At 44.3% G+C, this 13,162-nt stretch carries 13 protein-coding genes, 1 tRNA gene and 1 pseudogene; 10 read left to right on the forward strand and 5 right to left on the reverse strand.

The features are described 5' to 3' along the window. Positions 1–129 precede the first annotated feature (129 nt). Positions 130–372 (forward strand): annotated as a pseudogene (locus O9300_RS09975) (zinc ribbon domain-containing protein); the annotation flags it as partial. Positions 373–445: 73 nt separating this feature from the next. Here O9300_RS09975 and O9300_RS09980 read toward each other — a convergent pair. Further along, positions 446–1,660 carry an aminotransferase class V-fold PLP-dependent enzyme gene (locus O9300_RS09980; RefSeq protein WP_287971500.1) on the reverse strand — a complete coding sequence of 405 codons (1,215 nt, stop codon included), beginning with the start codon at positions 1,658–1,660 and terminating at the stop codon, positions 446–448. A 303-nt stretch (positions 1,661–1,963) separates the two neighbouring features. Between O9300_RS09980 and O9300_RS09985 the strand changes: the two genes are divergently transcribed. After that, positions 1,964–3,397 (forward strand): TM0106 family RecB-like putative nuclease, encoded by a 1,434-nt coding sequence (locus O9300_RS09985; RefSeq protein ID WP_287971501.1) that lies wholly within the window; start codon positions 1,964–1,966, stop codon positions 3,395–3,397. A 102-nt stretch (positions 3,398–3,499) separates the two neighbouring features. Next, the gene (locus tag O9300_RS19470; RefSeq protein ID WP_045357690.1) at positions 3,500–3,742 is read left to right on the forward strand and encodes a hypothetical protein; all 243 of its coding nucleotides are present in this window, start codon (positions 3,500–3,502) and stop codon (positions 3,740–3,742) included. A gap of 99 nt (positions 3,743–3,841) precedes the next feature. Here O9300_RS19470 and O9300_RS09990 read toward each other — a convergent pair whose 3' ends face one another. Beyond that, complete coding sequence (locus tag O9300_RS09990; RefSeq protein ID WP_149987765.1) at positions 3,842–4,222, reverse strand: hypothetical protein; 381 nt, start codon at positions 4,220–4,222, stop codon at positions 3,842–3,844. Between the two features lie 228 nt (positions 4,223–4,450). On the opposite strand from O9300_RS09990, the gene mtnB reads away from it, so the two are divergent. Next, on the forward strand, positions 4,451–5,068 hold the full coding sequence (mtnB, locus tag O9300_RS09995; RefSeq protein ID WP_002760481.1) for a methylthioribulose 1-phosphate dehydratase: 618 nt from the start codon (positions 4,451–4,453) through the stop codon (positions 5,066–5,068). A gap of 48 nt (positions 5,069–5,116) precedes the next feature. Here the strand turns inward: mtnB and O9300_RS10000 are convergent. Continuing rightward, positions 5,117–5,187 (reverse strand) — tRNA-Cys (locus tag O9300_RS10000). A gap of 134 nt (positions 5,188–5,321) precedes the next feature. Between O9300_RS10000 and O9300_RS10005 the strand changes: the two genes are divergently transcribed. The 4 genes from O9300_RS10005 to O9300_RS10020 all read left to right on the forward strand — a co-directional run bounded on the left by O9300_RS10005 (position 5,322) and on the right by O9300_RS10020 (position 8,460). Then, the gene (locus tag O9300_RS10005; RefSeq protein ID WP_043999175.1) at positions 5,322–5,657 is read left to right on the forward strand and encodes a hypothetical protein; all 336 of its coding nucleotides are present in this window, start codon (positions 5,322–5,324) and stop codon (positions 5,655–5,657) included. Positions 5,658–5,924: 267 nt separating this feature from the next. Then, positions 5,925–6,848, forward strand: a complete 924-nt coding sequence (locus tag O9300_RS10010; RefSeq protein WP_287971503.1) for a restriction endonuclease — start codon at positions 5,925–5,927, stop codon at positions 6,846–6,848. 75 nt (positions 6,849–6,923) lie between these two features. Then, positions 6,924–7,505: a phycobiliprotein lyase gene (locus O9300_RS10015; RefSeq protein ID WP_287971505.1), complete on the forward strand. Its 582-nt coding sequence runs from the start codon at positions 6,924–6,926 to the stop codon at positions 7,503–7,505. A 202-nt stretch (positions 7,506–7,707) separates the two neighbouring features. Next, positions 7,708–8,460, forward strand: coding sequence for a phycobilisome rod-core linker polypeptide (locus O9300_RS10020; protein WP_287732694.1), 753 nt, complete (start codon positions 7,708–7,710; stop codon positions 8,458–8,460). A gap of 89 nt (positions 8,461–8,549) precedes the next feature. Here O9300_RS10020 and mnmA read toward each other — a convergent pair whose 3' ends face one another. Continuing rightward, positions 8,550–9,608, reverse strand: coding sequence for a tRNA 2-thiouridine(34) synthase MnmA (gene mnmA, locus O9300_RS10025; protein ID WP_287971507.1), 1,059 nt, complete (start codon positions 9,606–9,608; stop codon positions 8,550–8,552). A gap of 102 nt (positions 9,609–9,710) precedes the next feature. On the opposite strand from mnmA, the gene O9300_RS10030 reads away from it, so the two are divergent. After that, positions 9,711–10,355 carry a hypothetical protein gene (locus O9300_RS10030; RefSeq protein ID WP_287971509.1) on the forward strand — a complete coding sequence of 215 codons (645 nt, stop codon included), beginning with the start codon at positions 9,711–9,713 and terminating at the stop codon, positions 10,353–10,355. Between the two features lie 1,281 nt (positions 10,356–11,636). On the opposite strand, the gene O9300_RS10035 is transcribed toward O9300_RS10030, so the two are convergent. Then, positions 11,637–11,861, reverse strand: a complete 225-nt coding sequence (locus tag O9300_RS10035) for a hypothetical protein (protein WP_242030020.1) — start codon at positions 11,859–11,861, stop codon at positions 11,637–11,639. On the opposite strand from O9300_RS10035, the gene O9300_RS10040 reads away from it, so the two are divergent. Further along, positions 11,823–12,635, forward strand: coding sequence for an alpha/beta hydrolase (locus O9300_RS10040; RefSeq protein ID WP_242030018.1), 813 nt, complete (start codon positions 11,823–11,825; stop codon positions 12,633–12,635). The two genes, O9300_RS10035 and O9300_RS10040, sit on opposite strands and share 39 nt — an antisense overlap. The last annotated feature ends 527 nt before the right edge of the window (positions 12,636–13,162 follow it).

Raw genomic sequence — 13,162 nt, forward strand, 5'->3', positions numbered from 1 at the left:
ATTGGAGTGATTGAGGGGAAAATTCAGGTACTTTTTCCCTGAAAATTAGGTAGTTGACCACCTGAAAATCGGTAAAACCCTACACCCCACACCCCACACCCCACACCCTGCCCCCAGGGAAAACTTTTTCAGCAGACCCTAAATATCCGTGAGTGGGAATGTCTTTTTTGTGGGACTTTCCATGATAGGGATGTAAACGCCGCAATTAATATCAAGGTCGCCGGTGGGCAATCGGAGACTTTAAACGGGCGTGGAGGACAGCATAAGACTTCTGTTAAAGAAGCAGCATCCCGTGAAGCGTCAACCCAGCGGTCGGTCGTTCAATTAAGTTTGTTTGATCTGCCGGTCATCACCGTCCGGCCCCGGCGGTGAGGATGTCAATTTCATCCCACTCGAAAAGTTGCGGGGTCGTCATTATCGATAGTCGATCGCCTATAATCCGATTTTAAACTAACTTTTGGATAGCTGCTACTAACTGCTCGATTTCTGAGGGCAAAGTGAAATAGTGAACACAGGCACGCACACAGAGGGGGTCGAGGAGAGTTCGCAGTAAAAACCCTTGTTTTTCTAGCTGTTGCACTAACTTTTGTGGGGTGATGGCCGAGTCAATTTGAAAGGAAACTAAACCGGATTCCGGCGGAGAATTTTTTAAACATTTTACCCCTTTAATCGTCTTTAATTCTTCCCAGAGATAAGCCGCTAATTGACAAATCTTTTCGTATCTTTGTCCCCCATCACCCCAGGCGTTATGTACCGCAATAGTTGCCCTTAAACCCTCAAATTGGGGATAGGCAGAAGTGGCCACTTCAAAGCGTCTGGCATCCGGTTTCCAACCGATAGGCTGTCCTCGATTATCTGTTTCAATGCCGCGCCAACCGATAAAAGTGGGCTGTAAACTAGGGAAAATTTCGGGACGAATATACAATCCTCCCACACCAGCTGGTCCACACCACCATTTATGACCCGTAAAAGCATAACAATCGGCGGCAGTAGCGCTTAAATCCAAGGGCAAACAACCCACGGATTGGGCAGCATCCACCACCACTAAAACGGGTTTTTCGGTGACAGAATTATCATGACAAAGTTGCGAGATTTCCTTGAGGGGTAAAACCTGTCCAGTATTCCACAAAACGTGACTAACCACCAAAACCCTAGTTTTTGGACGTAGATGAGCGGAAATGACTTCTATCGGGTTGCCGCCGTTTAAAGTTTCCCGAATAGGACAAGTGGAGATTTCCAGATGATAACGACGGGCAATTTCTTGAACCGTGGCGATAATTCCGGGGTGTTCACAATCGGTTAGTAAAATATGTTCCCCCGCTTGCCAATCAACTCCCCAGAGGGCGATATTACAGCCTACAGTGACATCCTCGGTGATAGAGAGGGTGCTGGGGCTGATTCCCAACTCCTGAGCCATTTCTTGCCTGAGAAGTTCCGTTTTTCCGGTAATCCAATCGTTTACCCGTCCTGAAAAAGGCCCCTTTTGTTGGAGAAAATTATGGGCATCGATAATCGCCTCTAATCCCGCCTTGGGCAAGGTTCCCTGACCACCGAAATTAAAGTAAACTTTATTGCTAAGTCCCCGAAATTCCTGTCTTTGTTCGGCTAAATCCGGTTTACTAACGGCGTAATCGAGGCTATTTTCGTCTAAATTCTGCATAAGCGAGGAGATGGGGGGTCAGTTATCAGTTATCAGTTATCAGTTATCAGTTATCAGTTAGAAGGTGTTGGGTTTTGGGGTTTTAGGGTTTTAGTTGAATTCCCCATTTCCCCATTTCCCCACTTCCCCACTTCCTGACGACCGACGACCGACGGCTGAATTCTATCGACGGATTAAGTCGCAATTGTCACAATAGTATTAGAGTAGAGGAAACATACTTGGGAATGTTTTCTTTTTTTAAGTTTATTATTTTTTACTTTACTTCACTGGTCCAGGAAAGCTTAACTTTTCTCCTTGTATAGAATGCTACTGACCGATGATCTACTTCTAGACTACCAACGTTGTCAACGCCGTGCATTTTTAAATCTCTACGGCAATAGCCAAGAAAAAGACCCTGAGCGAGATTTTTTGCTTAAATTGCGCCAAGAGAGTCAAAGTCACGTTAAAAAAGTCCTGCAAGACTCCTATCCCGATTATTGTTCCCTGACTACCCCCAGCACTGATATTTTGGCTGCCGCTAGGGAAACGGAAGCTTTGATGGGTCGGGGGGTATCCTGTATTTATCACGGAGTCCTTTTACAATCTGGCTATCCCGTCTCTTTAACCGGTTCCCCGCATTTATTAATTAAACAGGCAGGAGAGTCGAAATTTGGCGATTGGGTTTATTATCCCCTCAATATTCAACTCGGTCGCCGTCCTAAGCCTGAATATAAGATGCTGGCTACTTTTTACGCCTATTTATTGGCCAGTATGCAGGGAGTTTTTCCCAATTACGCAGAAATTGTCCTACGTCGTCATAATCGCTATCGAGTGGAATTGAATCTCTGGTTAACTAAACTAGAGGAAATAATCAAAAAGTTCGGCGCAATGGTGATTAATCGCCAAGAACCAGAAGTTTTTATCTCGCGTCAGCGTTGCAGTTTATGTCATTGGTATAGTCACTGTTATGGTATTGCTCAAGCGAGTCAACATCTTTCTTTAGTCCCGGGGGTGACTCCTAGTCGTTACCAATTTTTACAGTCTTTGGGGGTTTCCACCATGGAATCCCTTGCGCTTACCTCTCCTACCCGTATGGGGGAGGGGATGGGGGTAGAGGTGGCTAATCAGTTACAATTACAGGCCCAAGCAATTATTGAAAATCGGGCCTTTCGCAAAAGCAACGGGAAAACTGCTTATTTGTCCCCCCTACCGAAGGCCGAGATTGAATTTTATTTTGACATCGAAGCGGAACCAGAACAGAATTTAGATTATCTTTTGGGGATTTTACGGGTTGATTATCGAGTTAATACCCAGCAATTTTATCCCTTTTTGGCAGAAAAGCCGGAAGATGAAGGCAGGATTTGGCAGGAATTTTTAACCTTAGTCATGCAGGATTATCAAGCACCCATTTTTCACTTTTCTGAGTACGAAGTGGAAACAATTAAGCGATTGGGTTATCTTTATAAAACTCCTTCTTCTTTGATTAATCAGTTAGTTTCTCGCTGTTTTGATCTGCACTATCATGTAGTTAATTCGGTAACTTTTCCCGTGGAAAGTTATTCTTTAAAATCCCTCGCTAACTGGATTGGCTTTCAATGGCGCGATCGAGGAGTAAGCGGGGATCAATGCGTTTGGTGGTATGACCAGTGGTTAAAAACAGGAGATCGGACTTTATTGGCGGCTATTTTGCGTTACAATGAGGATGATTGTCGCGCCACCTTTAGACTAAAAGATTGGCTCGTAAACTTTTTAATTTGATTCTAAAGATTTATGACAAATAGGGGGGAATGTAGCCGCTGCTACCCGTAGCCGTCAAGGGAAAATGATAGGCTATGGATGTGAAGACAGTCCCCTCACCCAATGGTGATCCCCATGTTCTCCCCACTTTTTCCGCTTCTACTCCTACTGCTTTCCTTCCTTAGTCTTCTCTGGTATCAAAAGACCGATAATGATATTTTTAAAGCTCTTGCCGTTAGTAGTTTAATTTTTGCAATTATTTGGGGCTTAATTCTCGTTCATTGGTCAATTCACCTGTTGGGACTGCTGTTATTGTTAAAATTCAGATCCCCCGCTTTCAGTTTGGTGCGCGTGCCTAGATGGTAAGCTAAACGGCGCTTAACCTGCATGATCCAATAGCTATAACCCTTTTGGAGTCTATATCGGTGATCCGAAGTAAAAGCCGTTTAGCTTAATGGTTTGACCCTAATCTTCCAACTGTCCGGTAGGTACTTCGATCGCTTGTACATCGATCGTACCGGGAGGGGTGAGAATAATAAACTTACCCCCTGCCACTTTTAACGGTTCACCACAGTTAGGACATTGGCATTCCATGCGATTAAAACCCGTAAATTCGTAGCTACAGACGGGACAGCTATCTTCAACTAAATTGCGTCGTAACCACCAGCGAAAAATCCCCCAAGCAATGACAGGGGAAAATATCAGGAATGCCACGAGAATTAAAAAACTATTGACTAACCAACCCAGTCCGATCGAGCCTAACAACAATCCGACTAAAATCAAAGATAAGAAACAACCCAAACCAGAATCATTGACAGAATAGCTGCGGAAAAAGTTGTTATTCACGGCTCAACCCTCGATTCATCAAAGCTGCAATTATCTTTAACCTAACACATTCCCAACACATTTCCACGGTTAAATCTTCTTTTTGACTCACTGGTTGCTGACTCTATTCTGCCATGGGTTTAGTTTTAATCGAGATTATCCGGACTGACATCCTCACCAAATCTGCTGGGGAGTGGGTCCTCCGATTGTTATAATAGTCAGTCCCTATCCACCATATCTCTAAAAACCATGAGCGATCCTCGTCTATCTCTAGTGGCAGCTGCCCGAAGATTTTATCAACTGGGTTGGATGCTTGGCACGGCGGGTAATTTATCCGCTAAAGTTGATGATCATAGTTTTTGGATTACTGCCAGTGGCAAAAGTAAAGGTAAACTCACAGAACAGGATTTTGTGCGCGTGGATCTGACGGGAAAAGTCAGAGAATTAGCTCATCGAGATAATCGTCCTTCGGCCGAAACTAGCATTCATCAGGTGATTTATTGTCTCTTTCCCCAAGCGCAAGCTTGTTATCATGTCCACTCAGTGGAAGCGAATTTAGTTTCCCGTTTTGCTCGCGAGGACAAGTTATCGTTACCTCCCTTAGAAATGTTGAAAGGTTTAGGTATTTGGGTAGAAAATCCTCAAGTATTTATGCCGGTTTTTGCTAACTATCTCGATGTGCCGAAAATTGCCGCAGAAATAGAAAGTAGATTCTCAACTTTCCCCCCGGAAATTCCCGCTTTACTGATTTCTTACCATGGCGTGACGGTGTGGGGTGAGTCTCTAGAAACTACCGAGAATTATTTAGAGATAGTTGAGTATATTTTTCGTTATCTAGTGGCAGCCTATCAAGTAAAACCTTGGTAAACCTTAATTTAGACAAGGCAATACAAGAAAGACTACCGATATTTGCCAAGGCGCCACCCAGATTCGAACTGGGGGTAAAGGTTTTGCAGACCTCTGCCTTACCACTTGGCGATGGCGCCGATCAAGCACTACTTATCCTAGCATAACAGATGACAGTTTGCCAAGAGTGGAACCCAAGAGTTGAGCGATCGATCTATAATTTATGCAGCGGTTCTCTAATCTAGTGGGGGATTTCAGGCTTAAAAAAGCGATTATGATGATAAATAAAAGATATTTACTAACTTTTATCGGTTTATTGGCTTTATCCTTGCCAGTACAGGCTAATAATGCCGTTTACCTTAGCCAAAGTTCTAATCCTGCCACGACTTTCGACAGTTATCGTCAAGAATGTTTACAAAGAGCGCGCGCGGAGGGATTAGCTGCTGATGTGGCCAAAGATCTATGCGACTGCACGATTAAAAAATTCCAAGCTCGTTACAATCTACAGCAATTCCGCACCCTCGTGCAGAAGTCGAAAACCGATAAAGCTGCCGCTAGGACTTTAGCGAGTGTGGGAGAAGCTTGTTTTGATGAGATTTTGTATGAATAGCAGGGATAGGGTTTTTTTAGCTATCACAAAAAAAGCTCTCCCTGCTCCGCAGCTCTGGCGCTCATAGACAGTCTTAACAAGTAATTTAGATAGTCAACAGCTTATTTTGGAGTATCAAGACGATTATCAATGGCGATAATTTCTCTCTCAAATTCTTTAGGAATGCCTCTCAATTATTCATAATTTTATGTGTATTATTATCTATCTAAATTCTTGGAGATTGTTGCTGTATAATCGGAATGACTGCCCCCGCTTTTCATCTGAACTATGCCCATTCCCGATTTTCAATCGATTATGTTGCCGCTATTAAAAATACTTGCAGATGGCAAAGTTTATAAATATCGAGAAATTTTTGAAGCCTTGGTCAGAGAGTTTCAAGTCACGGAAGCGGAAAGAAAAGAAATGCTTCCCAGTGGACAACAAGAAATTTTTGCTAATCGAGTCGGTTGGGCAAAAACCTATTTAAAGAAAGCGGGATTAATTGACTCACCCCAAAGGGCAACTTTTGTAATTTCTGAGAAAGGAAAAGAAATCTTATCTCAAAATCTAGACCATATCGATACAAAATTTCTCAGGCAATTTCCTGAGTTTCAAGAATTTACTAGAGTCAATAAGCAAAATGAAACTATTACTCTTGAAAGAAATTTATCAACTTCTGATCAAGAACAAAATCCCGAGGAATTACTAGAAAACTCCTATCAAGAAATTCGTCAAGCATTAGCGACAGACTTACTTTCTATTCTGCGAAAATTATCCCCAGATGCTTTTGAAAAATTAGTAGTAGAATTACTGGTAAAAATGGGTTATGGTGGCTCGATTAGAGATGCCGGTAAAGCGGTAGGTAAGAGCGGGGATCAAGGGATTGATGGGATAATAAAAGAAGATAGACTCGGTTTAGATATAATCTATATTCAAGCCAAAAGATGGGCTGATAATAATGCCGTTGGTCGTCCAGAAATCCAAAAATTTGTCGGGGCATTAGCGGGACAAGGAGCCAAAAAAGGTATTTTCATCACCACTTCCTATTTTACCAAAGAGGCTTTAGAATATGTCCCCAGAAATGAGATAAAAATAGTGCTGATTGATGGGGAAGAATTAGGTCAATTGATGATCGATTATAACTTAGGTGTATCGACCCAAAAAATCTATGAAATCAAGAGAATTGATCATGATTATTTTGGGGATGAATGAGAGAGAGAGGGGGACAAGGGTTACAGAAAACGGCCATGGCGTTAAAATAGATGGAAAAAATAGAGGATAAAAACTATGGACGGTATGACCTTTTTTCAGAAAAGTGCGGGACAGTGGAAATCTCAGCGCACCACCCATCATTTACCCTTTCGACGCTCAGAAACTGGCGATTCCGAGATTTATGTGGAAGCTTTAAGCGCCGATAACCCGAAAATTATCGCTATCTGTGAAATGCACGAAGTCGATCCCGCCAAGGCTGTGGGGGGTGCGTTTGTCAGTTGGGATGGTTCGATGCAGTGGGACAAAGAAGACGAAAATCATCAAGGAACCACCGTTTTTGCGCTAATTCCCGACGAAGATAATCCCCAAGCTGGTGTTCTCCTGCGGGAGCGAGGTTATGCGGAAATCGTTCCCGTGGCGGGCCGTTATCACATTGATGAACAGGAAGGTTTAGTCTTAATTACAGAATACGAAACAATGACCTCGATCGAGCGTTTTTGGTTTGCCGATGCCGATTTACGTCTCCGCACTAGCACAGTTCAACGTTTTGGCGGTTTTAATACGGCCACTTTCTGTGCTGAATCCCGCAATCAGTCATCGGAGTCAGTCTCTAGTGATTCCCCCGAACCTTCATCCTATTCGATTAGTGGCTGGTAAATTCAGTTATCAGTTATCAGTTATCAGTCATCAGCTTTTTTCTCCCCTCTCCCTGCTCCGGCGCTCCCCAACACCCCGGATGGTAAGCAAGTTTTCTTAACAATTGTAAGAATTTTTAATATTTCTTTTCTAGTTGGCACCTACTCCCTTATCATTAGGAGGAAAGTTTTTTAAGCATTTCTAAGGATACGGAGGTTTACCCTTGGCCATTCCTCTTTTAAATTACGCCCCCAAGTCCCAAAACGTGCGGGTAGCTGGTTATGATGTCGGTGGAGACGAAAAACCGAGAGTTTACACGACGGAAAATGTCCTCTCCCCTACCGACCTGGACGATTTAATCGAAGCCGCTTACCGTCAGATTTTCTTCCATGCCTTTAAATGGGATCGGGAACCCTTCCTCGAATCCCAATTACGCAATGGACAATTATCCGTGCGGGATTTCATTCGTGGTTTACTGTTATCGAAAACCTTCTATAACAGCTTCTACGAGAAAAACAGCAACTATCGCTTTGTCGAACAGGTAGTACAAAGAGTTCTCGGTCGCGATGTCTATAGCGAAAGAGAAAAAATTGCTTGGTCGATTGTCGTTGCCACCAAAGGTATTCAAGGTTTTGTCGATCAACTTCTCAACAGTGACGAGTATCTGCAAAGCTTTGGTTATGATACCGTTCCCTACCAACGTCGTCGCACCCTGGCCAGCCGCGACATCGGTGAACGTCCATTCAACATCACCTCGCCTCGCTACGATGGCTACTATCGTGGTATTTTGGGCTTCCCCCAAATCGTTTGGCAGAATGCTGTCCGTCGCTATGTTCCCCAAGAGCAAAAACCCAAAGCTGGCGATCCTTCCAGCTTCTTGGCTATGGCCCGGGGTCTCGGTAGCGCCAAAGGCAATCCTGTACCAAGAGTCTCCGCTATGAATATTAACATCGAGGCTTCTGTACCCCGTCGTTAATTTTTAGCTAAATCTGCTGGGGAGAGTCCCTAATTGGCAGAATGACCCCCGAACCATAATCAGGTTATTTTGTGAATTGGTGGCTCTCCCTATGGGGTGGCTCCTGAGATAATCCCCCCACCGAGAACGATTTCCCCTTCATAAATCACGGCTGCTTGGCCCGGGGTGATGCTAAATTGTGGTTCATCGAAAACCAGCTTCACTTGCTCATTTTCTAGGGGAATAACATTGACGGGAACGGCCGGAGAACGATAACGGACCTGTACTTGCGCGCGGATAGGGGTGGTGGGTTCAGCAATAGAAACCCAGTTCATCCGTCCGACAAGACAAGCGGCACTAACGGCACTGGCGCGATTACCGACGATAACCCGATTCATGACGGGATCCAGTTTTACCACATAGAGGGGTTCGGCGGCGGCGATGCCGATGCCTTTGCGTTGTCCGATCGTATAATGATGGATACCGCTATGTTTACCCACAACTTTGCCCTCGAGATCGACGATATCGCCCTCACTAACGGCGATATACTTATCCAAGAACGATCGCATAGTTCCGTGAGCTTCAATCAAGCATAAATCCTGACTATCGGGTTTATCTGCTGTTTTTAAACCGAATTCCTGGGCAATCCTGCGGGTTTCTGCCTTGGTTTGTTCGCCCAAGGGAAATAAAGTCCCACGCAGTACATCTTGAGTTAGATCATAGAGAAAATAGGATTGATCTTTATTTTTATCGACGGCGCGCAGCAGTTGATAACGGTTATTTTCCGGAGAAAAACGAATTCTAGCGTAGTGACCGGTGGCAATAGTGTCCGTTTGCAAGGTTTCCCTAGCATAATTCAGCATCGGCCCAAATTTTACCGCTTTATTGCACTGAGAACAGGGCAGCGGTGTGATTCCCGCTTCGTAACCAGAAACTAGATAATCAATAATTTCTTTTTGGAAAAGCTCGCGACTATCGACGATATGATGGGGAACCCCCAACTGCTCACAAATAAAGGCCGCATCTACCATACCCTCGGAGCAGCATTGACCTTTACCCTTCATTAACCACAGGGTCAAGCCAATAACATCATAACCTTGAGCGTGTAAGGCGGCAGCGGCAACAGAGCTATCTACTCCCCCCGATAGACCGACAACAACTTTTCCCATAAATCTTGTAATGATTTTTAACCAATATACTTTCTAGACTAGCATCTCCTACTTTAAAATTTGGACATGGTGTACCCAAATTTCGTGTGAGGACAAACCAGCATGATGAGAACAAACCTACTGTTTTTCTCGGGCCTATTTTGGTTAAAAGTCGGGATAATCGCTCAAGGAACGCTACTGCTAAAAGCAAACTTATCTTTTGCCCAGAATCTTTATCCCGGTCGTCGTTTGCCCCCACCGCCGGCGGTGAGACAACCAACTAAACGTTCAGACAGTCCCAGTGCTGTTAATTGTTCCCAATGTTCACCCTTAAATTTACCCCCAGTTAATTCTCCTTCAGTTCGTCCTCTGGTGGCGGACCCAGTTTCCGGTAATCAACCCCTGAGAGAATACGTTTTTCAAGCTCCCGCTACCGTGCGTCCCGCCGATGCTACGGTGATTAATAATCATCCTCGTCCAACTGTCAATCCACCGGCACCCAGACCTGAAAATCGCGCCAATAAACCCCCTTCTCCCCCACCACAGCAGCGGGTTATTGCGACTAATCAACTCTTTCGGGTTGAAGTTCAGAGTAATAGTGCGGAAGCGTTGGCAAAAATTAAAGAAATTGAACCCCTCGCATTTATCCGCGCAGGAGAAAATGTTATTCAAGCGGGGTTATTTCAGCAACAATACCAAGCTAAACAACGGTTACAAGAGTTAACTAAACAGGGTTTTAGCGCCCAGATTATTACCCTCAATAATTAGGGTTTGCGGCAAAAAGTCTGTTGGTGGGGTTAGGAGTCAGGAGTCAGTAGCCGGTAGCCGGTCGTCAGTAGTCAGGAGAATTAAGAATGAACGATAGCTTCATGCCTATTTTTCCTATTTTTGAACTCTCAAAAGTTAATTAGGCAATAAGTCTCTAGGATTTCAGCTAATCTCGATCGAATCTCTTGCCTCTCGTCCATCCTAACCAAGAAGTTAATTTTATCCTATTAACTCACCGTTCGCTCATTTCTCGGCTCTTCTAGGTTCTGTGTGATAAGTTTTACTTACATAGGATCGATCAATCTTTGTGTCCTTTGTGTCTTTGTGGTTCGTTCCACCCCCTCGCTAGGATGAAGGTATCTTAGAATACATTTTACCCACCAAACCCAAGAGAGCTATTTCTCGAACCGAAAATTTGGTAAATTGTCTCAAATGCAGTCTAGCAAGCGCATTGATTGTTCTACTCGGATATTTTTTAGTACAAAAAGACCATTTTGAGGTTAACGAATTGATTAGGGTTTGAGCGAACCCATTGGCGATCGCACTTTCGTCACTGTTCTACTTACCTTATTTGCTAAAAAGCATACAGTATAAAGGTAAAAGCAATTTTAAAACCCTTGCCTTAAAAAATTAAGCGAACAATGAGTCAGTAGTTCAACAAGCTCACTAACATGAACGCTCGGTCGAACGCTGATCTCACGGCCAAAGCCTGCTCGTGGTGTAAAATATTTGTAGGAACTAGACAAAGGAGTATTTGAAGCTAACACTTCAATTCAAGCAAATTTTGTAGAAATACAACTATCGTAGGGCATACGAAAAGTAACGCTTAGGGAGAGAACCACATCTGGATTGGATAACGCAAGGCATCTAATTTAAGTGGACTCGTTGAACTAAGAATCCCTCGCTTTTAGTGACGGGAGTGCCAAATGACCATACAAATGGTCGCTGACCCTGACGCACGATGGAGACATAAACCCTAACACCAAAGTTGGCAAAACTACCCGCGCAAAGGGGAAGTAAAATTGTTAGACAACCCGATGTGTAACTAAAAACTACAGAATCAAGGTTCCCGAGGATGCTTTATCTGTGCTGATTTCTGAGAGCCTTGTAAATCAAGACTAAAAATATAGTTGAACAGGGGATTAGACAGGGAAAAGAGGAGGGGCAATGGGCTAAAGTGGTTTAGCCTATCCTGTTCCCAAAAAACCGAAGAAAATATGGAGATTTTGGATGACGACGATTTACTTTGCTACAAACCGCAACCTGGTTACCTCAAATGATTTAGAGGCGGGTTTTGACTTCGGGAGTACCTTTAGTCAGGATGGACTGGCTAACTTGCGTTTTGGAAAAGCCGAGGTAACGGGTGAGAACTTTTCTCAGTATCAAATCCAAGTTGCCCCAGAAAATCTGCTGGGTGATCCGCCCGTTTTGGGCAGTCAGGCGATTGCCCTGCAAGTCCGCAAACAGATGATCGAGAATGCGGAAGATACATTGATCTTCATTCACGGCTTCAACGTTTCATTTCGGAGCGCTCTAACGGCTGCGGCTCAACTGCACCAAGTGTTGACTGCCAGAGACCCTGGCGATACCGAGCCTCCCCTCAAATTGAATATATGTTTGTTTTCCTGGCCTTCAGACGGTGCGCTTCTGTTTTCCGATCCGAGAGCCGCCAATGCGATCGCTTACAAGAATGATCGCCTGGATGCTGCCGCTTCTGGGGCGGCATTTGCCCGCGGCTTCCTCAAAGTTGCCGATTTCATTAATCAGACTGAGGCGCGGTGCCAACAGAGACTTCATCTCACTGCCCACAGCATGGGCAATTATGTCTTGCGCCATGCTCTACAGGAATTGAAAAGGCAAGTCGGCAACCAACTGCCCAGACTGTTCGATCAGGTTCTGATGATGGCAGCCGATGAGGATGATGATGCTTTCGATCTCGACTACAAATTGTTGTCTCTGTCCCGGATCACCCGCCGGACAAGTGTCTATTTCAACCGCAACGACCTCGCTCTTTGGGCCAGTGATAAGCTTAAGGGTAATACCGCCCGTCTGGGGACAGATGGTCCAATCCAGCCGCGACAACTTCCTCGCAATGTCTATCCGATCGATTGTACCCGCGTGGTATCTAGTTTTACAGATCCTTCAGAGCATGGCTATTATCTGAATGTCCCCCGCGTTGTCAGGGATATGCGTCTAGTGCTACGCAATCAAATTCCCCCCGATGAAATTCCAGGTCGGAAATACGTCGCTGAAACTAATCGCTATCGACTCCTAGAATGAGTCAGGTTTAATTTACTGCTCTAAAATGCAAACGCCTATCACAAAGGTTTTAAAGTGATTGGGAGATTTGACTTTATCTTAGCGTCAGCAGAAGTCCCATACTCCGCAGTCTAAGTGTCACAACTCATTGTTCGCTTAATTTTTTAAGGGAAGGGTTTTAAAATTGCTGTTACCTTTATACTGTATGCTTTTTAGCGAATAAGGTAGGTAGAACAGTGTCGGGAGTGCGATCTCCAATTGGCTCGCTCAAACCCCAATCAATTCGTTAACCTCAAAATGGTCTTTTTGTACTAACAAATATCCGAGTAGAACAATCAATGCGTTTGCTAGACTGCATTTAAGACAATTTACCAAATTTTCGGTTCGAGAAATTAGCGAACGGTGAGTAATTAGGGTCTGCTGAATAAATCTAAAAACCTTGTTGGATAAGACTTTTGGACTTTTTTCCCCTCAAAAAGTGCCAGCCATTGCGGGGATCGGGGGAAAATTCAGGTACTTTTTCCCTGAAAATTAGGTAGTTGACCACC

The sequence above is a fragment of the Microcystis sp. LE19-195.1E genome, assembly GCF_027532095.1.
Taxonomy (GTDB): Bacteria; Cyanobacteriota; Cyanobacteriia; order Cyanobacteriales; family Microcystaceae; genus Microcystis; species Microcystis aeruginosa.